A 25,254-nucleotide genomic window follows, 5' to 3' on the forward strand; every position below is an offset into this window, starting at 1 on the left:
AGGAAAAGCCCAGCCTGGCAGTCAGCTAACCCTCGGCAGCTAGGGATAAAAGGTGGTGGTGGGTAACCCGGTAGATTCTGCCAGCCCCATCATCAGGTTGAAGCACTGTACCGCCTGGGAAGCTTGGCCCTTCATGAGATTGTCGATAGCCACCATGACGACGACACGGCCCGTACGGGGGTCGGTTTCGAGGCCAATATAGCAGCGGTTAGTGCCCCAAGCCCACTTAGTTTGGGGATAAGTGCCGTTGGGCAGCACTGTCACCCAGGGTGAGGCGCGGTAAAAGGCGGTGTAGATGGTGAGCAGGTCGTCACGCACCAAGCCGGGATCGCGCAGGGTAGCGTAAATAGTCGATAAAATACCGCGCACCATCGGAATCAGGTGGGGGGTAAACTGCACGGTGACCTCTTGACTGGCCAGGTGAGTACAAATTTGCTCGATTTCGGGGGTATGGCGGTGGCGGGCGACCCCATAGGCACCTAACGAATTGCTGGCCTCGGCTAGCAGCATATTGGTCTTGGCCACCCGCCCACCACCAGAGGTGCCCGATTTGGCATCGATAATTAGGCTGTCGGGCTGGGCCAGCCCCTGCTTGAGTAGGGGCGCAATGCCCAGCAGGCTGGCGGTGGGATAGCAGCCGGGACAGCCCACCAGGTGAGCCCCGCGAATGCGATCGCGAAACAGCTCGGGCAGACCATACACGGCTTCGGCGGCCGTGCTCTGATCGGTACGATCGCCGCCGTACCAGGCCTGGTAGGTGTTCAAATTTTCAAAGCGATAGTCAGCGGACAGATCGAGCACCCGGCAGCCCCGCTCTAGCAGCGTCGGGGCCATGGTGCAGGCGAGGCCGTTAGGTAGCGAGAGGAATACCGCCTGACAGCGCTCGGCGATCGCAGCTAGATCGACCGCCTCCACCGTGAGATTGACCGACCCCGCTAAGTGGGGATAGATATCGGTATAGGGCTGCCCAGCGCTGCTATCGCCCCCCAGATAAACCAGCTCCACCTGGGGGTGTTGGGTCAGCAACCGCACCAGTTGCACTCCCCCATAGCCCGATGCACCCACAATACCGACTTTAATTTTCTCTGCGGGTGAATCGCTCATGGTTTTGGGGTAGCTATTTAAGGGCGTAACGAGGCTGGGTAGGTCTTAGGGTTAGCGCGCCGACTCAGCTAGCGCCATCGCCTGCGATAGGCACTGTAATAGTAAACCAGTAATCTCAGATCAGCATGGTGGCTTAGGATGCCACCGTCGTGATTGTCATCCCCCAGGCTGAGCCCAAGCCGCCCTTGGGTGAAGGCGTGGCAATAAAGCTAGAATTTTAAACGTGACTGTATTTTATGAAGGTTCGCCCCACCGTGCTCGACCCCACATCGGAGATGCCCGCCGCCGTCAACCCGCCGCCCTCCGAGTCTCAGCCTGGATTCTCCGAGTTTCAGTTTGACTCGATTGAGTCAGCCCTCCACGACCTGGCTGCCGGGAAGTCGATTGTGGTAGTCGATGACGAAAACCGCGAGAACGAAGGCGATGTGGTCTGCGCCGCCCAGTTTGCCACCCCCGACACCATCAACTTCATGGCGGTAGAAGCGCGGGGGCTGATCTGCCTAGCCATGACGGGCGATCGCCTCGACGAACTGGATATACCGCTGATGGTCAGCCCCAGCGCCTTTGAAGACGAAAACGAGCAAACTGCCTTCACCGTCAGCATCGACGCCGCCCTTAGCTGGGGGGTGACCACGGGCATCTCCGCCGACGATCGCGCCCGCACCATCCAGGTGGCCATCAACCCCAACGCACGCCCCAATGACCTGCGCCGACCCGGGCACATCTTTCCGCTGCGGGCTAAGAAAGGCGGCGTACTGAAGCGGGCGGGTCACACCGAAGCAGGGGTCGATCTGGCCCGACTGGCGGGGCTCTACCCGGCGGGAGTCATCTGCGAAATTCAAAACCCCGATGGCTCGATGGCACGACTGCCAGAGCTGGTCAACTACGCCAAAACCTTTGGCCTCAAGCTGATTAGCATTGCCGATTTAATTAGTTACCGGCTTCAACACGAACGCTTTGTACAACGGGAGGCGGTGGCCAGCCTGCCCACCCAGTTTGGCCAGTTCGATATCTATGCCTACCGCAATCTGCTCGATGGCTCAGAGCATGTGGCCATGGTCAAGGGCGATCCGGCCACCTTCGCCGATCAGCCGGTGATGGTGCGCGTCCACTCCGAGTGCCTGACGGGCGATGCCTTTGGCTCCCTGCGCTGCGACTGCCGGATGCAGCTCCAGGCGGCACTCAAAATGATCGAATCGGCTGGACGCGGCGTGGTGGTGTACCTGCGCCAGGAGGGGCGCGGCATTGGCCTGGTCAACAAGCTCAAGGCCTACTCGCTCCAAGATATGGGCCTCGACACCGTAGAAGCTAACGAAAAGCTGGGCCTGCCGGTTGACCAGCGCAACTACGGCATTGGAGCGCAGATTCTCAACGACATCGGTGTCCAGAAATTTTGCCTGATCACCAACAACCCCCGTAAGATTGCTGGCATTAAGGGCTACGGCTTAGATATGGTGAGCCGCGTGCCGCTGATTATAGAGGCCACCGACTACAACTCCGGATACCTGGCCACCAAGGCCCAAAAGCTGGGTCACCTGCTGGTGCAGACCTACCTAGTGACCGTGGCGATTCACTGGCGCGGGGGCGACCTGTCAGTGCAGGACAGCTACCCCAAGCTAGAAAATCTGCGAGCGTTGGCTCACAGCCAGGGATTAATGCTGCAAGAGGAGGCCCGCCCCGTCGCCGCAGCGCTGTTTAGCCAACCCCACTTGATTGTAAATCTGGGGCTCAACAAACCGCCTGTGCCCGGGGCCGAGGCCTGGTACCGCGATTGTGACCAGCCGCAGATGACCGCGATCGCCACCCTGCTAGACAAACTCGCCGCCTGGCCCGACATTGAGCAACTCGCGTTTTTGATTTCCGGCGGCAGCGACCCCTTCAGTGGGTTGCAGGTGGGGCTCGATCGCCAGGTCTTCCACCACGATACAGTGCCTACCGCTGGAACCGTCCGGCCCTCTGACCTCTGCGGCAGTCTAGAGAGCCAGCGAATTTATGTGTTCTCCAGCCATAGGCCAACCGATTAGGGTGGGGCAATCAGAGGCCAAATTCATCCCCCGCTCACGCGGGCCTGCGTTTCGATGCGCAATACAAAGACCTGTTTCCCATCGACGAACTCGGATATCCACGCGACATCCATTTACAGATCCTGCTGTGCAATTTCAAGCAGGCGACGAAAAACCACACTAACTGAACCTGCCCCACTAGCTGGTTGCAGACTTGATTCTCTAGTTTTGTCGGCACCGTTTGTAAAGTGCACAGCAAAGTCTCTCGCACAGGCACTCGCACAGGTACTCGCACATTGGCGACTAACCTACGCCTTTCGCGGTTGCTTTGCGTCGAGAATAGCCAACCAGACTACGACTCAAACCGTACTCTATCTTGCCCTCGATCTATGTAAGTAGGAAGACCCAATCAAATATAAGACTGTGTAGGTTGCGGTTGAGGAACGTTGGCGCAGCCTTGCCGGAGGCAATAAACCAACGTCCGCATGGGTTACGCCATCGCTAACCCATCCTACATTTGAATTAGCCCAGATACTCATTAAGTATCAGATCAGCTAAATAATTGCCAATGCGATTGGTATTATTTAGCGAAATCTATGGGATAACTAATATTTTGTAAGCAATCGAATAAGATTTTATGTTTAAGCCCAAAGTTCAAGGTGTTATCCAGAAGGTTTAACAGTTCACCCTGTAGACTGGAGTGCTTATCTGTCAAACTATAGTGAATAATAAACAACAAAACTTACCCATTGGGTAAGTTAACCCTTTTAAGCCATCCGCTTGCTATCTCGTTTAAACTTTTAGAAGTCAAATTAAAGATGGGTTTTAGCCCGATGCTGCTATGCCTCTACTGGTCGGTCAGGCAGTAGCTTTGGGCAACCTGATATGCGATCAAATCGGTCAATTGGTTTGGCCCCTTATTTTTCTTTGCCAAAGGTAGCCTATGAAGGCCTGGACTATCCTCTGTGTTGATGACGAGCAAAATGTGCTCCTCACTCTGCGAGCTCAGCTATTGCGTCATTTTCCGGAGTATGCGATCGAGATCGCCGAAAGCGGGCCTGATGCCTTAGAACTCATGGATGAGATTGTCAACCGCGGCGGCGAGGTGCCGTTGGTGATTGCCGATCAAACCATGCCCGGCATGAAGGGCGATGAGCTACTCATTGAACTCCATGCCCGCTACCCGCAAATGCTCAAGGTGATGCTGACTGGGCAAGCCCAGGCTGAGGCGGTGAGCAATGTGGCTAACCAAGGCAGTCTCTATCGGTTTTTGTCTAAACCCTGGCATGAGGTCGATCTCACCCTGACCGTGACTGAGGCCCTGCGACGCTATCGGCAAGAGCAGCAGATGGCCCAGCAGCAGCTCGCCCTAGCCCAGGCTAACCAAGACCTGACTCCTCTCAACGTCGAGCTCGGGCAGCAGGTGAGCGATCACATCCAAGCCTTAAAGTCAGCTCTCGACTTTAACCAACGGGTCATTGCCACCGTCCAAGAAGGCGTTATTGTCTGGGATCAGACGCTGCGCTATCGGGTCTGGAATCGCGTTATGGAGGATCTGAGCGGGCTGCCTGCCGCCGCTGTTTTAGACCAACATTGCCTAGATCTGTTTCCCTTTTTGCAGGAGAACGGCGTGTTTTCTCTGTTACAACGGGCGCTGGCGGGGGAAACAGTATTTGCGCCGGATACGTTTTTTGAGGTGCCATCAACAGGCAAATCGGGCTGGACTGCCGACCGATTTACCCCACTGCACAATGCCCAGGGCACCATTGTGGGCGTGCTGGGCACGGTTCACGATATTACCGAGCGCAAACAGGCGGAGCTAGCGCTGCAAGAAAGCGAGGCCCAAAATCGAGCGATTCTATCGGCCATTCCCGATATTATGACGGTCATCAATGCCGAGGGGCAGTACCTCAGCTATGCTCACAACCAGTTTGCGGGTAAATTACTGCCCTCGGTAGATCTAGATCTAACGGGAATGCATGTGACAGATGTGTTGCCCCAGGAGATCGCCAGCCAGTTGCGGGCCGTTCTGGAGCAAGTCCTGAGCACGGGTGAAATGCAGATCTATGAGCAACAAATTCGGTTTGGCGATCGCATCCAGTACGAAGAAGTTCGCATTGTGCCCTACCAGCAGGACTGTGTCCTCTGTATGGTGCGCGATATCAGTGCCGCAAAGTCTATCGAAACTGAGCGCCAAAAGATTGAAGCGGCGTTGCAAAAGAGTGCCGTTAGCCTAGCGGAAGCCCAGCGCATTGCCCAGGTGGGAAACTGGGAAGTTGATCTGACCACCCAAGCGGTCAGTTGGTCTAAGGAACTGTTTCGCCTCTACGGGCGCGACTCTGCTCGGTGGCAGCCCACCTATAACGAATTTCAGCAACAGATTCCTGCCGAGGACTGGGCGGCGTTTGAGCAGGTGCTTGAGCAGGCGATCGCCGAAGGGCTACCCTACACCATCGAGCACCGCGTGATCCGCCCCAACGGTGACCTGCGCTATGCCCTCAGCAAGGGTGTTCCCCAGGTCAATGCCGAGGGGCAGGTGGTGAAACTCTTTGGCACCACCCAGGATATTACGGCAACCAAACAGGCCAACGTCCAACTGCGTGAGAGTCAGCAATTTATTCAAAAAATTGCCGATAGCTCTCCCAATGTGATTTATATCTATGACCTAGCGCAGCAGCGCAATGTCTATATCAACCGAGAAGTCGTCACCTTTCTCGGCTACACCAGCGCAGAGGTTGAAGGCGAGGCCGGTCAGTCTCTGGTCAGTCTCATGCATCGCGATGATCTGGAGCAGGCTATGGCACACTTTGCCCGCCTGGCCACGCTACCCGATGGTGCGATCGCCGAATTCGAATACCGGATGCGGCACAAAAATGGTGAATGGCGCTGGTTTGCCAGCCGAGACACAGTTTTTGACCGAGCTGCCGATGGCTGCGTCAGTCAAATTTTGGGCAACGCTCAAGATATTACCGAGCGCAAACAAGCCGAAGCCAGTCTCAGGCAGGCCGAAGCCCAACTGCGCGCCAGCCAAGAACACCTGCACCTCACCCTAGAGTTCACGGGTATTGGTGCCTGGAGTTGGCAACCCACCACCGGGACCTATGAGTGGAATGGCAAGATGGAAGAACTGCTGGAATTGCCCCCCGGCCTAGACGATATGTTTCAACGCTGGTGCGATCGCATCCATGCCGAGGATGTCGATCGGGTGCAGGCCAATATACAACAGGCCCTCGCCACCCAAACAGCCTTTGCTGAAGAGTACTGCTACCGGCTCTTAGATAGTCGCCTGGTGTGGCGGTGGGTCAAAGGGCAAGGGCTCTATACCGAAGCCGGCGACTTAGAAAAGGTTTTGGGCGTGGTGCAAGACATCACCGAGCGCAAGCAGGCCGAAGTTACTCTGGCCAACCTAGAAGCCGAACAGCGCTCAATTTTAGACAATATTCCCAGTTTTGTGGTCGAGGTCGATCGAGCTGGCACCATGCTATTTCTCAACCGCGTTGCCCCTGGCTTTACAAAGGCCGAGGTGGTTGGGCGTCGGATAGACGAATTTACAGCCCCAACCAGTCGTGACCTTCAACAGGCGGCCCTGGCTCAGGCATTTGCCACCGGAGAACCTGTCGCGATCGAAACCTTGGGTACCGGTGCCAACGGTGACCCCGCCTACTATGATCTGCGCATCGCACCGGTTGATAAAAATGGGCAGGTCAAGTCTGCAATTTTGGTCAGTACAGATATCACCCATCGCAAACAGACCGAGCTGGCGTTACAGGAAGCTATCGAGGCGCTGCAAGCCAGCGAACTCAAGCTGCGGCAAATCACCAACGCTATCCCAGGAGCGGTTTACCAATACCAGCGCTTTCCCAATGGCGACCAATGTTTCCCGTTCATGAGTGCTGGCATTGTAGATCTCTACGGCATTACAGCCGAAGCTGTATGCACCGATCCCCAGGTGATGTGGGATGTGCTGCTGCCCAGCCAGATTGATCACTTGGCGGCTACTATCCAGCACTCGGCCACCACCCTAGAGCCCTGGAACTATGAATACCCGATTCTAGTTGATGGCCAGCCGCGTTGGATCAGCGGTCGATCGGTGCCAACGCTGCAAGCCGACGGCAGCATTTTGTGGAACGGCATTTTGTCAGATATCAGCGATCGCAAACAGATAGATCTAGCCTTGCAAAATACAGAGAGGCGCTACAGTCTGGCTACTCGTGCCGCAAAAGTAGGTGTTTGGGAATGGAACCTCAAGACCAACGACTTTTATCTTGACCCAAATATCAAAGCCTTACTGGGTTACACCGATGCCGAAATTCCGAACGATCTGGAGCAATGGGTGACCTATGTGCATCCCAACGATCGCGAAGCGGTGATGGCCGCCGCTCAAGCGTATCTGGATGGCAAAACGCCTGAGTACCTATTTGAACACCGAATGTTGCACAAAGATGGCTCCCATATCTGGATCTTGGTGCGGGGGCAGCTCTTTCGCGATGAACAAGGCAACCCTGAACGCATGTTGGGCACTGACACCGATATCAGCGCGCGCAAACAAACCGAACTCGCCCTCCAGCAGCTCAACGAAGAACTGGAACAACGAGTTCAGGAGCGCACAGCCACCCTTAAACAGAGCCAGGCGCGCTACCGGGCGATCGTAGAAGACCAAACAGAATTGGTTTGCCGCTATCTGGCCGATTGTACCCTCACCTTTGTCAACACAGCCTATTGCCGCTATTTCGAGCAGCCAGAGTCGGCGTTGTTAGGGCATAGTTTCTTGCCCCTCATGCCCCCAAACGATCGAGAACAGTTTCGGCAAAAGATTGCCCAGCTAACGGTAGAGCATCCAGCAATCACCTATGAACATCAGGTGATTGCTCCAGATGGGAGTATCCGCTGGCAGCAATGGACAAATCGGGCTGTTTTCGATGCCCAGCAACGGCTGATCGAATACCAGGCCGTGGGCCAAGATATTAGCGATCGCAAGCAGGCAGAAGCAGCGATTCAACGATCAGAAAAGGATTTGCGCACCATCTTCAACAACGTCTACGATGCCATTTTTGTTCATGATCTAGATGGCACAATCGTAGATGTCAACGATCGCGCTACAGAGATGCTAGGCACCAGTCGGCAGCAACTGTTGGCCTGCACGGTTCCCGATTTGTCGTCGCCAGATTGCCCCATTGAACAGCTACCTGCTCTCTTTCAGCAAGCCCAGGCTGGCGCAGCCGTGCGAGTAGAATGGGGAAGTAAGCGGTTGGATAATGGGGCGGTCTTTGATACAGAGGTAACCTTACGCCGGGTTCAACTCGGTACTCGCCCGGTGATCCTTGCCTGTGTGCGAGATATCAGCGATCGCAAACGCTTAGAACAAGAACTCCGACTCATCAATAGCAGCCTCGAACTGCGCGTCGCCCAACGCACCCAAGAGCTACAACAGGCCATGGAAGCCGCCGAAGCCGCCAATCGCGCCAAAAGCACCTTCCTGTCGAACATGAGCCACGAGCTGCGCACCCCCCTCAACGCCATCCTCGGCTTTAGCCAACTATTAACTCGCAATGATGCTCTAGAGACCGACCAGCAGCACCAAGTCAGCATTATTAACCGCAGTGGGCAACACTTACTAACGTTGATTAACGACATTTTAGAAATGTCGAAAATCGAAGCCGGTCACGCTACCGTCAACGTCGATAAGTTTGACCTCCAGCAACTGCTCCAGCAACTCGAAGAACTGTTTCACCTCAAGGCTCAATCCAAAGGGTTAAGCCTGAACATATCCTGGGGGGATCAATTACCGCAATACATTCAAACTGATGAAACCAAACTCCGCCAGGTGCTAACCAATTTGCTCAGCAATGCGATCAAATTTACCCAGGCCGGTCGGGTCACGCTCAGGGCCCAGGTAGCCTCACCCGCCCACTCCCCTGAGGAGGTTGAGCTCCCCCCACCCGCCGCCACTGTCTGGCTCCGATTTTCCGTGCAAGATACCGGCCCTGGCATTGCCTCCGATGAGCAGGCGGTTTTATTTCAGCCCTTCATTCAAACCCAAGCAGGTCAGGCAGCCCACGAAGGAACTGGCCTGGGGTTGCCCATTAGCCGACAGTTTGTTCAGCTCATGGGGGGAGAATTACAGGTCTTCAGTAGGCTGGGTGAGGGTGCCACCTTTGCCTTTCACATTCCCGTGGTGCCCGTAGCCGCAAGCGACTTGCCACCCCAGCCCCTGATTCGTCAGGTGGTCGGGTTGGCCCCTAACCAAACCCAATACCACATCCTCGTGGTTGAAGACCATGACGAAAACCGGCAGTTTTTAGCCCGGCTTTTGCGCTCCATTGGGATATCGGTACAGGAGGCAGAGCATGGGCAAGCCGCCGTCAGGGCATGGCAGCAGTGGCAGCCCCACCTGATCTGGATGGATATGCGCATGCCGGTGATGGATGGCTACGCGGCCACCCGCCAGATTCGCACCCTAGAAGCAACCCAGGCCCCGCAGCCCTTCCTCACCAAGATTCTAGCGCTGACCGCTAGCGCCTTTGACAGTGAGCGCCAGGCCATTCTCGCCGCTGGCTGTGACGATCTGGTGCTGAAGCCAGTCACCGCCACCCTGGTGTTTGAAAAAATAGCTGAGCACCTGGGCGTTCGCTATCTCTACCAGGCAGACCGAGCTACGTCGGCTTTACCCGCCGAGGTTATGGCCGCTCCAGAGATGACGATGGCCGCCTTGCTAGAGGCGTTGCAAACCATGCCTCCCGCCTGGATCGAGCAGCTGCATCAGGCCGCTCGCAGAGCCGATGAAGACCTGGTAATGCAGTGTCTTAACCAGATTCCAGCCGATCAGACCACCCTGTTGGCGGTACTCCAATCGTGGGTAGTTGACCTGCGGTTAGACAAACTGATGCAGTTGACCGCATCGGCCACTGCTCAACCAGGCCATGGGGCTAATGCGTTGGGCGATCGCCCCAGCAGGTAGCCGATGGCAACGGTGGCCCCGCGCCAATGGCCAAGTCTTGACCCCTGTTTTGTTGACCTTATTGCATTGAATAGGCGATCGCTATGACAGACCACCGAGACGATATTTTAATTGTCGACGACCGACCCGAAAACCTCCATTTGCTGTCAGATATACTGACAGGCGCAGGTTATAAGGTACGTCGATCCTTAGATGGTGCACGGGCCCTAGATGCGGCTCAGTTAGCCCCGCCCGATCTAATTTTGCTCGACATCCTCATGCCTGGCATGAGTGGCCATGAGATGTGTGAGCGCTTGAAGAGCGATCGCCGCACGAGAGAAATTCCAGTCATTTTTCTCAGTGCGTTAGACAACATTAGCGACAAAGTGAAGGCCTTTACCGTCGGCGGCGTAGACTATATCACTAAGCCATTTCAGCAAGAAGAGGTATTAGCCAGGGTCACGACCCATCTCAACATTCAAAGTTTGAATCGAGCGCTTAAAGTTCAAAATGATCTCCTAACCGAAGAGGTCGAACATCGCAGAACCGCAGAGGCCGCCCTACAAATGGCGCTAGACAATCTCAAAATGGCCCAGGATCAAATTATTGCCCGAGAAAAATTGGCGGCCCTGGGTGCCTTAACGGCGGGCATTGCCCACGAAATTCGCAATCCACTCAACTTCATCAATAACTATGCTGAAAGCTCGGTTGAATTAGCAGACGAATTAGCAGCAGAGCTAACCAGCCAAATCCATCGTTTAGATGTCGATAGTTTGGCATCTAGTCAAACGCTTTTGATAGATCTCAAAGAAAATGCTAAGACAATCCATCACCATGGTCAGCGGGCAGAGCGCATCATTCACAACATGATGCAACATGCTCACATGGGTGAGAGTGTCTATCAATTGAGAAATTTAAATGAATTGCTAGAGGATTCCATTCAACTGATCTGCCATGGCAAGCGAGCCCAGGATCTAGTCTTGGCTGCAGAGATTCATAAAGACTACGATCCCAATCTGCAACCGGTAGCCGTATTACCCACTGAAATCAGTCGCGCTTTCATTAATCTCATTGACAATGCGCTGTATGCCCTCAAGCAAAAGAAGCAGCGACTTGGAGTAGAATTTACGCCTACACTATCGATTCAAACGCAGCAGCAGCAGGGTAGTGTAGTAATTTCAATTCGAGATAATGGCATGGGCATTGCTTTGGCAGACCAGGGCAAAATCTTCGATCCTTTTTTCACCACAAAACCTCCACCCGAGGGAACCGGATTGGGTCTATCCATGACCCATGAAATCATCGTCAGTCAGCATCAAGGGGTATTAGAGATGAAAACTGAGCCCGGTACCTATACCGAGTTTATAATCACGCTCCCGGCCATCAGCAGGTGACCTGACCATTGTAAGGTGAGCTACCTTGGGCCACCCGGATCAAGATGATCTAATGCTTTCAGCACCGCTGCTACATCCATTGAGAGGTATTCGCCTAGCCGCAGAATGTCGTTGACCTGGGCACGGCTGTCGGGGCCGAGGGCGGTGCGGGCTATGGCGGCCTGCTTGAGCAAGGCAAACACCTGGCGGTTGAGGTGTTGATAGTAGAGTTCCTGAGGCCGCTCTAGGGAAAGCCCCAGAGAAAGCTGCTGACCCAGGCTGACCAACCGCCCCAGCCAATCGACATCGGCAGCCAGAGATGCGGTGGGTGCTTGGTTGAGAATGTGCCAGACCGATCGCCCAATCAACCGCTCTAGCATGGGTTTGGCTGCCGTGAGGGAGAGGGAAGCATTACAGGTGCTGGCTTCGGTGGCGATCGCCTCTAGCTCATTCAGATAGTCTTCGCCCTGGCGTAGGGGGCTAGTGGCAGGGTCGCTGGTTTCGCGCTCTAGGGCTTGCAGCACCTCCATGGCCCGGTGGCTGAGGGCAATATCGGCGGCCACTTGCAGCTCTTTGGGTACGGGTAGACCATCGCGGTGGAAGGCGCGCAGCACGCCGTAGTTGTCGCGGTAGACCTGGGCATAGAGCTGGTCGAGGCGCAGCAGGGTGTCTTGGGAGAGCAGGCCCATCATGCGGTGGCGCTCTTCGGCGAACAGGTCTTGTAGGCCGTAGGTGTGGGGGCCAAAGGCGCTGTTGATGGCGAGAATGACCTGGGCGGTGCTGGCCGTGGCCAAACTCTCAAAGACGGTATCTTTGGCGCGGGTGTAGTCGAGGCGCGATGGCACTGCCGAAATACCGCAGTGAAAGTCCCAACCGCCCAGGTGAACCACGGCAAAAGCCAGGCTGAGACTCTCGCGGGTGATATTCGAGGTAATATTCACCAGCCCCACGGCCATAGACATTGGCCCCAGGCGCTGGCGGCGGTAGTCCTGCTGGCTAACGGTGTAGCAGTAGACGGTCTGCTCACGATGGTAGTCGGTAAATAGCGACCCCATGGCGTAGTGGGCCACCACCTGCTCGAGGGAAATGCGGGAGGGTCGCACCAGGGTTTCATAAACTCCGGCACCCGTTTGAAACTCACCAACGTTGCTGGGAGCATGGCCTAGCCGCTGCACAAACTCCGGCTCCAGGGCGAGCCCTGACACTTCACCGGCCAACTCAATGGCGCGGGCAGCGTAGCGCAAGATCTGGGTACCTTCGGGCCGCGAAATTTCTTCAAAGAACCAGCCACAGCTGGTGTACATGAAGAGAGCGTGGCGCTGCATTTCGAGCAGTTGCAGGGCGGTAACGCGCTCGATGGCAGAGAGTTCGTGGGTCTGATGGGTAGCAAAAAAGGCATTGAGGCTCTCGGGGCTGCGATCGCCCATCACCGCCCCATAGGCATCCCGCGCCGCCCAGGGATCGCGCAGCAGAGCCGAGCCATAGGCTTCGAATACCCCGGTTAACTCGTCGCGCAGCCAGTCGAGGGTGTCGCGCAGGGGCCGCCGCCACTGCTGGTGCCATTCGCCACCGCCGCCGCAGCCGCAGTCGTTCTGCCAGCGATCGACCCCGTGGGAACAGCTCCAGGCGGTGACGGGCTTGAGCTCGGCTTCCCAGGTGGGCGGGTGGGTAGCCAGGTAGTGGGCGTAGTTGGTCACCGTCCAGCCCTGGCGGGGAAATTCGTCGGTGACGGCGTAGGCCAGGGCTTTTTCAGCCCCGCCCCGGTGGTGGCCAAAGGTTTCGCCATCGGTGGCTACCGAAATCAGCTGAAAGGGGCGGTGATCCCCATGGATGGCCTGGCCGACGCGCCCGGCAAAATGCTGGGACGAACTCAGCACGTCGTTAAAGCCCATGTCGCGGGAGATCGGGCCGTCATAGAAAAAGATATCGATGTGGCGGCTGGGGTCGGGGTGGCCGTCGGCCTGCTTGAGAAAACAGCGGTAGGGGCGGCTGGGGTCGATCTGGCCGCCGCCGACTTCTTGCCAAGTATCGCGCTCCCCGTTATAGCTGACCATGGGCCGACAGCGCTGCACCTGGGACGGAGCCAGAATGGTGAACTTGATGCCCTCGGCGTGGAGCACATCTAAAGTCGGATAGTCGATCGCCGTTTCGGCCAGCCAAATGCCCTCGGGCTGGCGGCCAAAGCGACGGCGGAAGTCTTCGATGCCCCAGCGCACCTGGGTGACTTTGTCGCGCGAGTTAGCCAGGGGCAAAATGATGTGGTTATAGACCTGGGCGATCGCGTTGCCGTGGCCGCTCAGTCGCTCACAGCTGTTGCGATCGGCATCGAGAATGCGCTGGTAGGTCTCCAGGTCATAGCGCTCCATCCAGCTCAAGAGGGTAGGGCCGAGGTTAAAGCTAATGTATTCAAAGGTGTTGACAATGCGCACCACCTCGCCGCGATCGTTGAGAATGCGGGCGTAGGCATTGGGCCGATAGCACTCGTGGTGGATGCGCTCGTTCCAGTTGTGGTACGGGGCAGCGCTGGGCTGCTTTTCAATCGCATCCAGGTAGGGATTTTCGCGGGGCGGCTGATAGAAGTGCCCGTGAACACAGACAAACACCCCCGTGCTAACGGCGGGGATCATGCCATCACTGGGGCGATCGTAGAACTCTAGAGCCGCAGAAGCGGTCTGCAATGCAGAATGCTGTGATAAATCAGCCATAGGAACTGGAGAAATGGGGTGAGGAAACAACTGGGCTAAGCCGCAGGCCTAAACAGACCGGGCAGCCGCTGAGAATTACAGATAAATAAACTTAAAGGCCGGGGATCACATCCCTAGGGAGCATTTGAGGGGGTAAACACAGTTTAAGCCTAAAGATTAGTCAGGATTAACGCCTGGGGATCGCAATACTGCCAGTAACGGGGGCAGTTCCTTCAACCAGGAAACAGGGACTATGGAATCGAGCGTTAATAATCTCAGTTGATTCTAGCGCCACTTTTAGGGAAAAGCTGGGGCGCTTAATCTCCGTTGATATTTCGCCAACGTGGTGATGACGAAACCTAAACCCCGCATCCACCCATCCCCTCACCCATTCCCCACTTCCCCCAGCGGCAACACCACCGTCACCGCTGTCCCCTTCCCTGGCCGACTAGCGAGGTGAATGTAGCCCCGGTGGGTATCGACGATTACCTTGGCGATCGCCAGCCCCAGCCCCGTCCCCTGCTCGCCGCTGCGCAGCCGAGACGGGTCGGCCCGGTAAAAGCGATCAAACGCATGGGCGATCGCCTCAGCATCCATGCCAATGCCCGTATCCTGCACCGTTACCTGGATGCCCATCTGCCCCTGGTGCTTGGCGGGCTTGACCGTCACCGTCACGGTGCCGCTGTCGGGGGTGTACTGCACCGCATTGCTGATTAGATTGGTAAATAGCCTAGTGAGCTGGCTGGGATCGCCCAAAATTGTAGAACTGGCCGTGGGGGCTGTGAGCATCTGGGGGTTGCCGGGGCGGTGTTTCACTACAGCATCCTTAGGCATCTCAACCTGCAACGTAATGTACCGTTCGGCAGCCATCACCTGCTGCTCTTCCACCACCTCCTCTAGCAGCCCCGCCAGACTCACCGAAGCCGGAGCCCAGGGAATTAGCCCGCTCTCCTGGCGGGCGAGAAACAGCAGGTCATCCACCAATCGACCCAGTCGCCGGGTGAGGCGCTCAATCACCTGAAACTGTTTCTGCTGAATCTCGACCTCAGGCTCAGGGTCTGACAGCGCCACCTGGGCGTTGGTTTGAATCACTGCGATCGGGTTGCGCAGCTCGTGGGAGGCGTCGGCGGTAAACTGCTTGAGCTGCTGGTAGGAGTCGCGCACCGGGGCCATGGCGATGCCCGACAACAGCCAGCCGATCGCGGCCACCGCCCCCACCATCAGGCTGGTACCCAGGGCCAGATCCACAATCAGCCTGCGGCTGGGCTTGGTGACCTCAAACCAGGGATGGCTGACCCGCAGGTAGCCCAGCACCTGCCCATCGGCCTGCACCCGCTCGGTAATCTGGCGAAACACGACCTCTTGGGTGACCCGCACGGTTTCTCCCGCTGGGTTAACATGCAGCGGCACGGGCAACACCTCCGATAGGGTTGACCACAGCAGCTGGCCACCGGGGCCAAACCACTCCAGATCGATGTGGTCGTCTTCCACCGCGCGGGCGTTGTCGCGAAAGCTGGCTTCCACATTCACCCGCAGGGGCGGGCCAGAGGCATCGACGGTGGCGAAGATGCGATCCCCGCCAGCATTGGGTTCGATCACGAGCGATCGCTCCACAATCTCCACCACATGGTTCAGCGTGTCATCGACCCGCTCGACCAGCGTGGTGCGCACGTAGAAATAAAACCCACTGGCAAACAGCAGCAGCAGCACCGCCGTTACCGCTGTATACCAGAGCGCAAGCCGCCGCCGAGTTGCCTGAAACATAGATATATAGGGCAATTTTTGCATGACAAATTTGAGGACTGACCCCGCCATCTCTATAGCCTGTTGAGCAGCGGCAATCCGTTGTGGATGCAGATCTATCCTAGTCCAATCTCAATGGGAGATAACGCCGCCCCCGCCTGGGAGGAGATGGCTGCAAAGACCGGCTCGACGGGCCGACGCGCTATGCTGGAGGCATAATTGTTCTCCTCAGCTGCTGGCGTTTCCCCACGGCATAGGTAGCTTTGATCGTTGAATTAGTTTAGAGCCATGGTAGCCACGCCTCCCCGTTCCCTTGAACGTCCGTCAACCGCCATTGTGATGCGGGGGGTAAGCTGGCCAACCTATCAAGCCCTGATGGCCGAGGTCGGGGGCGATCGCGCCTGGAGAATCGCCTACGATCGCGGCGTGCTGGAGCTAAGAATGCCGCTAGAAGAGCACGAAGAACCGAAGGGCTTACTGGAAAGCTTGATTGAGGCGATCGCCGACGAACTTGAAATTGAAGTGAGGAAACTGGGGTCACTGACCCTGGAACGGGAGGATCTGGCCCGCGCCGTTGAGCCCGATAGCTGCTTTTATATTCAGAACGAAGCGGTGGTCAGAGGACGAAACATAAATCTTCCCAGTGATCCACCGCCCGACCTGGTGATCGAGTCAGACTACACCAATTCTTCTGTGAACAAGCTGCCGATCTATGCGGCCCTAGGGGTACCCGAACTGTGGCGCTACACCAATCAATCTCTGTTGGTCTACTCGCGGGTTGAGAACAGCTATAACTTAGCTGAAACCAGCCTGGCGTTTCCCTTTCTGCCCATTGCCGAAGTGGGTTACGTCATCGAACAAAGCCGCACCCTTGGTCAGCGCAGCGCCGTGAGACTCTTCCGCCACCGAATTCGAGACATTCTGACCAGCCAGAGTCAGTCATAACGAAGATCGACTTTGTAGGGATAATCGTTACACGCCTGACACCTTGCCCCAATGGCGGCATCAACAGCTACCCTGGCAATCAAAGCTCCTCAGACTTCACCGTGGCCAAAACTTCTAGAGCAAAAACCAGGCGATCGCGGCAACGGCGCAAAGCAACCCCATCGCCTGTGGCCGAGGCCTCAGCCCCCAGCCGCAAGGAGGAGCGGGCGCAAAAGCGCCAGGCCAAGAAGGCCCAAACGGCCTTGATTCAGTACCTGGCGGCCACGTTGTTGGGGGCCGGGCTGGTGGGGGTGCTGCTGGCACTGCTGGGCGAACCCAAACTGGGGCTGGCGGCGGTGGTGGCGATCGCCTGTCTGGCCCTCTCCTTCAAATATCCCCGCCAGGCCATCTACGGCCTGATCATCTACGTGCCCTTTGGCGGCACGGTGATCTACGCCCTGGGGGGCAGCGGCATTTTGCAGCTGGCCAAAGATGCTATCTATATCCCCGCATTGCTGGGGGTGATCCAGTTTTGTCGCCGCACTCGGCAGCCGCTGATTATTCCCCCCGCGATCAAAATCCCGCTGCTGGCGCTGCTGCTGGTGTGCAGCCTGACCATGCTGGTGGTCAACGGCGGTCAGCAGTTGGCGGCTGAGGGGGGCGAAGTGCCGATTTTAATCGGCGTGCTGGGGCTGAAGGTGCTGATCGGTTATGTGCTGATTATTCCCTGCATTTTTTATCTGCTGCGCGATCGCGAAGACGTCTACTTTTTGCTGCGCCTGCAAGTGGTGCTGATTTTAATCTGCTGCGGGCTGGGGTTCATGCAGTTTTTGATGCTCAAGACGGGCATCTGTCAGGGCACCGTCGGCGAGGGCGAAGACCTGTTTAAAGCCTCCCTAGAGGCCCGCTGCTTTGTCGGTGGGTCGCTGCTATATACCCCAGAGCAGGGCCAGATCCGCCTGCCGGGGACGTTTAATGCCCCCTGGCAGTGGGGCTGGTTTCTCATTTCTAGCGGCTTTTTTGCCTTTGGCACGGCGTTTAGCGATCGCAGCCCGATCTGGCGCATGGTCGGCCTGGTGTCGCTGGCGGCGGTAGGGGTGATGGCGGTGGTGTCGGGGCAGCGCATCGCCCTGGCCCTGGTACCGGTCACGATTGTGGGCTTGTTGATTTTGACCGGCCAGATTGCCAACCTCAAACGCTTTTTGCCCATCGGCATTGGCCTGGCACTCATGCTCGGTGTGTTTATGGTCCAAAACCCGGTGGTAGTCAGTGAGCGCTGGGCCAGCTTCGAGAATCGTTGGAACGCCGCTCCCCCCCACGAGTTCATTGTGCAGCAGTTTGAGTGGGCCCAAAAACAGCAGCAGGGTATTTTGGGGCGGGGGGTAGGCCGCGCCACCAACGCCGCCCGCATCTTTGGCAAAACGGAGCTCGTCGAAACCTATCACCCCAAACTGCTGTATGAAATTGGGCCGCTAGGGCTGTTGGCCACCCTGGCGGTGTACCTCACCCTCACGGTGACCACCTTCAAAGCCTACCGGTCGATCAAAGACCCCAACCTGCGGGGCTACGGCGCGTCGATGTGGGTATTTGTGCTGTTTATCAGCATTTTCCCTTACTATTACCCGCTCGATGTGGACCCGGTGAATGTGTACTACTGGCTAGCGGCGGGCATTGTGCTGAAATTACCTGAAATCGACCAGCGCGAACGCCTACAGCAGAAACTGGAAGAGGCGAGTCAACGCCGCAAACTCACCAAACGCGAGCGCAAGCAGCTTGAGCAACAGCAGACCATTGTGTTTGAGTAGAAAGGGGCTGCGATCGCCCAGATAGGGCGCTAAGCCAACCATTTGTTGAACTTAACTCGCCCCAGAAGAAGGCACTTGGTAAAACTCAGGGAAAGTATTCGCCGAGTTTCATAGTACGCTTGAACTCAGCTAGACTATATTCTCCCCCCCAGCAGTTCCTACGGAGACAGCTCAATGGCACAGGTTAAGGGTAGTAGCGCGGTTGCAGAAGCAGACACCCACGAAGTTCTCAACACAGACTCCCCGGTCGTAGCCTCTGACGATGGCGAATCAACCGCCGCTGAGGCGGTTGATTCGGACCAGATTGATGACCTATTTAAGGATCTAAAGTCTTTGCTCAGCACGGTAGAAAAGCTGCAAAAGGCTCGTCAAGACGTGGGTGACATCAAACCCTTAATTTTACGGCTGCTCGATGGCGAGATGCTCGCAGGTGATGACTTGGAAGAACTGCGCGGCGGCATTAACGGCCTCTCCAAGCTGCTCAAGCTCTACGGCGACTACCAGATTGCCCTAGAGCGCGCCCAGCCCGCCCGCGACATTTTGGATCAGGTTCTAAAATCGTAACGATCCGTAGGGTGTCATACCAAATCCTGGTTACATATCCCCGATTGTTAGGGGCATAGTATGCTATGCCCCTACGGGGTTCCTAATTGTGAATCGGGGTTTTCCAAATCGGATTTCGTATCATTCGGTGGCCCGTAACCCCTGCGGCCAAACGAGCCACCGCGGCCCGCCATAATACACCGCTTACGATAACGAGCCGTCCGTGAGTGAAGACTCTCCCAGGGGTGCATCGCTGCGCGGATGCACCCTACAGTCGTTTCGAGGATGCAGGCATGTCGCTACCGTCCGTTCCAGGCCGCAGCCGCATCGCTAACGGCTGCGTCAACGGTCTTTTGCCCCAGCATTGATGCCTGCAGATTGTCGTAGATGATCGCCTGGAGTTCTTTAATTCCATCCATGGCCGGAATCAGCACCTCGGCCTGGTTCATCTGCTTGGCGCTAACGGCCCGGGCCTTTTCGACCCCCTTGGTGCCCTCGGCGGCAAAGTAACTGTCTTGCAGCGCCGCTGCGGTGGAGGGCAGCACGTTAGCCGCTTTGGCAAAATTGAGCTGGTTGATGTCGTTGGTCAGGTAAAGGGCAAAATCTAGCGCGGTATCGGGCACGTCTGTCGCCGCTGGAATCACCACATTCATCACGGCCACGTTGGTTTTGCCGGTTTCACCGGTAATCTGCGGACCACTGCCAGTCACCTCGGCAATATCGGGGGCGTTGGCTTCAATGGTGGGGAAAAACTCAGCCCCGGTGGAAAGCAGGGCCACTTCCCCAGCCTGATATAGCTCAATGGCGCGGCGATGGCCTTGGGTCAGTACCTCACGGGGCAGTAGTTCCTGCTGGTAAAGATCAGTCCAGTACTGGAACACGGCGCGGCCCTCGGCGGTATCGAAGGCGGCCTGGCCCTGCTCGTCTACCAGGTCTACCCCCATCTGCACGAAGGATTGCAGCACGTCAGCCGAGTCTTCGGGCACAAAGGTGGTGAAGTAGGCGTACTTACCGGTTTTGTCTTTGACTTGGCGGGCCACGTCGGCCAGTTCGGCGTAGGTGGTGGGCGGGGCGACCCCGGCGGCATCCAGTAGCGCTTGATTGTGCAGAGTGACGTTGGTGGTCAGATACCAGGGAATGCCAAAGCTCTGGTCGTTGAGGGTATTGGCCTGCCAAATATTGGGTAGGTAGACCGCCTTGTCAATATCCGTAATTTTTTCATCCAGGGGCATCCAGGCATTGCGGCTGGCTAGCTGGGCAGCAAAGTCAGGGTTGAGGTTGACCACATCAGGTGCCGTTCCCGCTGTCACAGCGGTGAGAATTTTACTCTGCATGTCGGCCCAGGGCACATCGACCCAGCGCACGGTGACGTCCGGGTTTTCGGCTTTGTACTCGGCAATCAGCCCGTTAAAGTAGTCGGTAAAATCGGGCTGGAGCTGCATCGTCCAAAACTCGACTTCCTGGCTGCCGTCTGCGGCGGGAGCCGTGGCGCTGGGCTGACTGCCGCAGGCCACCAGCCAGCTCAGCAGCAACCCCAGCAGGGCAAACAGACCAAAGCGAGCGTAGGAGCGTAGTCTCATGATTTTCCAGGGGTAGGGGACGCGACAGCCTCAAGACCGGCCCTAGAGGGCCACCGCAACCTCGTCAACCTCACGCGTCCAGATACCTAGAGTGTTGGCGAGCTAATTTACGGTTGTTTATTCTCCCTTAAAGTGGGCGGCAGTGGTATACACGATGGGCCAATTCCGTGGCCAATTCCGTGGGCCAATTCCGTCGCATCACCCATTCTGCTTGCCCCGTTATGGGTGAGCTATAAAATAACTCGAACCTGTTCTGCACAGGCGATCGCCCTGGTCTTAGCCTGATCTACTGTATCGCCCAGCGCCAGCGCCACGCCCATGCGGCGGTTGAGGTGGGCAGTGGGTTTGCCAAAGAGTCGTACTTTACTGGTGGGCACTTGCAAGGCTTTGTCTAAGCCAGCGTATTGAGGATGGTCGCTGGCACCGGGAGCCAAAATCACCGCCGACGCCCCCGGCTGCACCAGGGTAATGTCGCCAATGGGCAAGCCCATGATCGCCCGCACGTGCAGTTCAAACTCCGGTTGATGCTGGCTCACCATCGTCACCATGCCGGTGTCGTGGGGGCGAGGGCTGACCTCGCTGAAGTAGACCGTCTGGGGGTACTCGGGTGTGCCAGCAATAAACAGCTCGACTCCAAACAGCCCCCACCCCCCCAGGGCATCGGTCACCGCTTTGGCCATCGCCTGGCAGGCCGCCAGGGTGTCGGGGTGCAGGGCACAGGGTTGCCACGACTCGCGGTAGTCGCCCGCCTCCTGGCGATGACCAATCGGGGGGCAAAAGTGGGTGCCATCCACCGCTCGCACCGTTAGCAAGGTGATTTCGGTATCAAAGGGAATAAAGCCCTCGACAATGACGCGATCGCCCTTACCCCGGCCCGCTGCGCCCGCATAGTGCCACGCCGCCAGCACCTCAGACTCCTGCCGCACGGTGCTCTGGCCCTTGCCCGACGAACTCATAATCGGTTTCACCACACAGGGTAGGCCGATGGCCTGCACAGCCGACCGATACTCAGATGCAGTTCCCGCAAAGCGAAAGGGGGATGTCTTTAAACCCAGTTCCACAGCGGCCAGTCGGCGGATGCCCTCCCGGTTCATGGTCAGCTGGGTGGCCCGCGCCGTGGGGATGACGCGCCAGCCTTCGACCTCCAGGGCCACTAGAGTATCGGTGGCGATCGCCTCCACCTCCGGCACAATCAGCCCCGGCTGTTCCTGCTCTACCACCCGTCGCAGCGCTACGCCATCGAGCATGTCAATCACATGGCGGCGATGGGCCACGGCCATGGCCGGAGCGCGATCGTAGCGATCGACCGCAATCACCTCCAACCCTAGACGGATTGCCTCCAGCGCCACCTCACGGCCCAACTCTCCCGCCCCCAGTAGCAGCAGGCGTTGGGCGTAGTCTTGCGGGGGGGTACCCAGCGCAGGTAAGGGAAGAGTCATGCTTAGTCACTCCGAGTCGAAGGCAGTACAGCAATAGTTTCTCAATATTAAGTGCTCACTTTTCAGAATTGTGTGTAACATCGCTGGTGGTACCGAACTCTTTTGGTTCGGCCTTCTTTCAAAAGCAGCTTTAGAGCCTCGGGTGCATCATTGAGGGATAGGTTCTCCCACCTTCAACCCACAACAGCAGTGAATTTCAAATAATAAAGTGGAAATTCTGAATTAAATTGTGTACCATTCGTTAGCACTTTCCCCCTGGGGCGATTGCTAGGTCATGGCTCCTCGTCTTGCAGCCTCTAACAAGAGCTTTTCAGGACAGGAAATTGACCTGTTTGGGTCTGCTTAGCTATTAGTTTGGCTGGGCAGGTTTTCTGGTTACCCACCTGTTTTTCGGATACTACCGTGGATAGTCTCAAAGCCATTTTTAGTCGCAAGCCTCGGGGAGTTGGAATTGAGCTCACCCCCGAAAGAATCAACCTTGCCCGCCTGAAGAAGCAGGGCACTACCCTCAAGCTAGAAACCCTGGCCTCAGTCGAGCTGGCCGAAGGTATCTATGAAGAAGGGCAGATTTTAGATGCTGCTGCCATGTCCGACGCCATTCAGACGGTACTAACGGAGAGCAAGCTCAAGGTCAAACAGGCTACCACTGCTATCCCAGGGCGGGCCATTACCCGCGTCATACCGGTTCCGGCGGAGCTGGATGACGAAGAGCTGCGGGAGATGGTGCTTAACCAAGAGGCCAGTCTCTATTTGCCCTTTCCTCGCGAAGAGGCGGATGTAGATTATCAAAAGCTGGGCTACTTCGTCGATGAGGATGGCATTGAGAAGGTGCAGGTGCTGCTGGTGGCGGTGCGCAAAGACCTCACCGACCCCTATATAGAGGTGTTTCAACAGGCTGGGCTGGTACTCAACGTGCTCGAAACCTCAAGTTTTGCCCTGATTCGCACCATCCGGGAACAGCTGCGACAGTTTACGCCCCAGGAGGCGGCTGCCGTGGTTGATATCGAGTTTGAAAACACTGAGATTTCTATTGTGGTCGATGGGGTACCTCATTTCTCGCGCACGGTACCCATTGGCACCTTTCAAATTCAAAGCGCCCTCAGTCGCGCCATGAATCTACCGCCTTCACGCAATACCGAGCTGCTGCAGGGTATGACGGTACCGGTTCAGACCATGGATACCGTCGGCGCTCCCCAAGTGGGCGGTGGTGCTAACCCCGGCACTACGGCGATGTTACGAGTACTGGGCGAGCTGTCTGATGAGCTGCGGCGCTCGATTGATTTTTATCTCAACCAGGGCGAAGACATGGAAGTGGCCCAGCTATTATTAGCCGGGCCCGGTGCGTCCATTGGTCAGCTCGACGAGTTTCTGGCTCAGCGGCTGAGCCTGCCAGCCAGTCAGATCGATCCGATCTCGGCCCTTTCGCTAGAAGTGGCTGAAGAGATTCCTGAGGGGCAGCGCGCGGGGTTGGCAACGGTAATTGGTCTTGGCCTGCGGGAGGTGTAGCTATGTATAGTCTCGACATCAATTTCCTTAAGGATCGTGAGGTTCGGGTATTTGAACCTAGACCTCGCGCCCAGGGCGGGGGGGCATTACCAGGCGATCGCAGACCGCTCTTTATTGGTCTAGCCGCAGCGCTCGTGCCGCTGGCGCTGGTCGGCGGTTTCTGGGCTGTCACCCGTAACCAAGTGAACCAGCTTCAGGCCCGCAGCATTGCCCTGGATGGCGAAATGAGCCAGCTCCAGGGGCAGCTGGCCGAGATCAGCGCCATTCAGGGGCAAATTGATCTGGTGCGGGCCGAGAATAACGCCTTCGTGGCGGTCTTCAACGAAATTGTGCCTTGGTCGGCGCTACTGCAAGATATTCGCACCCGTACCCCGGCCCGAGTCCAAATTGTCGGCCTGAGCCAAACGGCCCCCGCCGCACCCGTAGAAGGCAGCACCGAACCGCCCGCACCGAAAGCCGGAGGGCTGGTCATCAATGGGGTAGCCTGCTCCTACGACGACATCAACGATTTCACCCTGGTATTACAGCGATCGCCGCTGTTGCAGTCAGAGACCGTTGCCATTACCCAGGCCCAGCAGCAGCCCACGCTGCTCGATCCCCAAACCCAGGGTCGCTGCCCGGGCACCGCCGTAGGAGACCCCGACTTTTTAATTGACTACAGCCTGGGTGGCCTGATCACCGATACACCGGCATCGCAGCTGGTCGATGAGCTAGAGCGCCAGGGCACTGTCGGTTTAGTCACCCGTCTTGAGGCCCTAAGAGAAAAAGGAGTAATCGAATGACCGCAGCCGGTGATTTTCTCCCCGTTGAGGATAACCAGGGCCTAGACCAGGTTGGCCCCACCTATCCGATGGTTTTTGGTGTCGAGTTCACCCCCAAGGTGCAGGGTATTGCCCTCGCGGTGCTTGGGCTGCTGGGCTCCTTTGCCCTCTATAACTTTGTGGTCAAACCCGTCCAAGAGCAAAAGACATTACTCGAAGCTGAAGTGACCCAAAAGCAGGCCCAGGTTGACCAGCAGCGGGCCAGCCTCCAAGATCGAGCAGCCCTTCAAGCCCAGCTCGATGCCGCGATTGAGCAGCGGGTAGGTGTCTATAGCCTCCTGGGCGACGCCCAAACCCTCGATACCCTGCTGCTCGATATCAACCAGCAGATTCAGAACAGCAACGCGGCGATCGCAGATGTATTGAGAGCCGACCCTGCCCAGCTCGACAACGCCCAGCTCGCAGCCCTAGGCCTAACCCGAGAACAGATTCAGCGGGTGAAAACCCAATTTGCTGGTGACCCTCAGGTGCAAAAGCAGCTGTTCTCCTCAGATCTGCTGCGGTTTAACCCCAGCCCCTCATCCCTGATGGTCGATGGCCCCCCAGAGCTCAACGGCAAGCTAGAGCGCGTCACCATTGATGTCTCCATGCAGGCGCTATTTCCCCAGACCCTCAGCATTATGCGCAATATTGAGCGCCTAGAGCCGCTGATCATTATCCGCGATCTGCAGCAGAGCATTGCGCCGCCTCCAGATGGTGCCACCGAAGAAGATCTGCTCGGTATCAGTCGCTTGCTGCTCACCGACTTCACCCTAGAGGTACTGGTGCCGGTGAATGATCCCCGCGTGCCGC

The 25,254-nt window shown here is 57.1% G+C and carries 14 protein-coding genes; 9 read left to right on the top strand and 5 right to left on the bottom strand.

Annotated elements, in window-relative coordinates; translation table 11 throughout:
• Positions 1-39: 39 nt before the first annotated feature.
• Positions 40-1,104, bottom strand: a complete 1,065-nt coding sequence (gene argC / locus IQ254_RS11230) for an N-acetyl-gamma-glutamyl-phosphate reductase (RefSeq protein ID WP_193966247.1) — start codon at positions 1,102-1,104, stop codon at positions 40-42.
• 275 nt (positions 1,105-1,379) lie between these two features.
• Here argC and ribBA point away from each other — a divergent pair, with 275 nt between their 5' ends.
• The 3 genes from ribBA (at position 1,380) to IQ254_RS11245 (ending at position 11,438) form a co-directional block, all read left to right on the top strand.
• Positions 1,380-3,128: a bifunctional 3,4-dihydroxy-2-butanone-4-phosphate synthase/GTP cyclohydrolase II gene (ribBA, locus tag IQ254_RS11235; protein ID WP_193966263.1), complete on the top strand. Its 1,749-nt coding sequence runs from the start codon at positions 1,380-1,382 to the stop codon at positions 3,126-3,128.
• A gap of 922 nt (positions 3,129-4,050) precedes the next feature.
• Entirely contained in the window at positions 4,051-10,065 is a 6,015-nt protein-coding gene (locus IQ254_RS11240) for a PAS domain S-box protein (RefSeq protein WP_193966248.1), read from the top strand.
• A gap of 83 nt (positions 10,066-10,148) precedes the next feature.
• The gene (locus tag IQ254_RS11245) at positions 10,149-11,438 is read left to right on the top strand and encodes a response regulator (RefSeq protein WP_193966249.1); all 1,290 of its coding nucleotides are present in this window, start codon (positions 10,149-10,151) and stop codon (positions 11,436-11,438) included.
• A 20-nt stretch (positions 11,439-11,458) separates the two neighbouring features.
• Here IQ254_RS11245 and IQ254_RS11250 read toward each other — a convergent pair whose 3' ends face one another.
• Positions 11,459-14,122 carry a DUF3536 domain-containing protein gene (locus tag IQ254_RS11250; protein ID WP_193966250.1) on the bottom strand — a complete coding sequence of 888 codons (2,664 nt, stop codon included), beginning with the start codon at positions 14,120-14,122 and terminating at the stop codon, positions 11,459-11,461.
• Positions 14,123-14,485: 363 nt separating this feature from the next.
• On the bottom strand, positions 14,486-15,865 hold the full coding sequence (locus IQ254_RS11255; RefSeq protein ID WP_193966251.1) for a cell wall metabolism sensor histidine kinase WalK: 1,380 nt from the start codon (positions 15,863-15,865) through the stop codon (positions 14,486-14,488).
• A 267-nt stretch (positions 15,866-16,132) separates the two neighbouring features.
• On the opposite strand from IQ254_RS11255, the gene IQ254_RS11260 reads away from it, so the two are divergent.
• The 3 genes from IQ254_RS11260 to IQ254_RS11270 all read left to right on the top strand — a co-directional run bounded on the left by IQ254_RS11260 (position 16,133) and on the right by IQ254_RS11270 (position 19,137).
• Positions 16,133-16,789 carry a Uma2 family endonuclease gene (locus tag IQ254_RS11260; RefSeq protein WP_193966252.1) on the top strand — a complete coding sequence of 219 codons (657 nt, stop codon included), beginning with the start codon at positions 16,133-16,135 and terminating at the stop codon, positions 16,787-16,789.
• 101 nt (positions 16,790-16,890) lie between these two features.
• The gene (gene hpsL / locus IQ254_RS11265; RefSeq protein WP_193966253.1) at positions 16,891-18,573 is read left to right on the top strand and encodes a hormogonium polysaccharide biosynthesis protein HpsL; all 1,683 of its coding nucleotides are present in this window, start codon (positions 16,891-16,893) and stop codon (positions 18,571-18,573) included.
• A 174-nt stretch (positions 18,574-18,747) separates the two neighbouring features.
• Positions 18,748-19,137 carry a hypothetical protein gene (locus IQ254_RS11270; protein WP_193966254.1) on the top strand — a complete coding sequence of 130 codons (390 nt, stop codon included), beginning with the start codon at positions 18,748-18,750 and terminating at the stop codon, positions 19,135-19,137.
• 278 nt (positions 19,138-19,415) lie between these two features.
• Here IQ254_RS11270 and IQ254_RS11275 read toward each other — a convergent pair whose 3' ends face one another.
• Positions 19,416-20,696, bottom strand: coding sequence for an ABC transporter substrate-binding protein (locus IQ254_RS11275; RefSeq protein ID WP_193966255.1), 1,281 nt, complete (start codon positions 20,694-20,696; stop codon positions 19,416-19,418).
• Positions 20,697-20,926: 230 nt separating this feature from the next.
• Positions 20,927-22,135, bottom strand: coding sequence for a formate-dependent phosphoribosylglycinamide formyltransferase (gene purT, locus IQ254_RS11280; protein WP_193966256.1), 1,209 nt, complete (start codon positions 22,133-22,135; stop codon positions 20,927-20,929).
• Between the two features lie 402 nt (positions 22,136-22,537).
• Between purT and pilM the strand changes: the two genes are divergently transcribed.
• The 3 genes from pilM to IQ254_RS11295 all read left to right on the top strand — a co-directional run.
• The gene (pilM, locus tag IQ254_RS11285) at positions 22,538-23,641 is read left to right on the top strand and encodes a type IV pilus assembly protein PilM (protein ID WP_193966257.1); all 1,104 of its coding nucleotides are present in this window, start codon (positions 22,538-22,540) and stop codon (positions 23,639-23,641) included.
• A 2-nt stretch (positions 23,642-23,643) separates the two neighbouring features.
• Complete coding sequence (locus IQ254_RS11290; protein WP_193966258.1) at positions 23,644-24,423, top strand: PilN domain-containing protein; 780 nt, start codon at positions 23,644-23,646, stop codon at positions 24,421-24,423.
• Positions 24,420-25,254 (top strand): hypothetical protein (locus IQ254_RS11295; RefSeq protein WP_193966259.1); only part of this gene is annotated, 835 nt, incomplete at its 3' end. The genes IQ254_RS11290 and IQ254_RS11295, both read left to right, overlap by 4 nt.

It is taken from the genome of Nodosilinea sp. LEGE 07088 (assembly GCF_015207395.1).
Lineage (GTDB): Bacteria > Cyanobacteriota > Cyanobacteriia > Phormidesmidales > Phormidesmidaceae > Nodosilinea.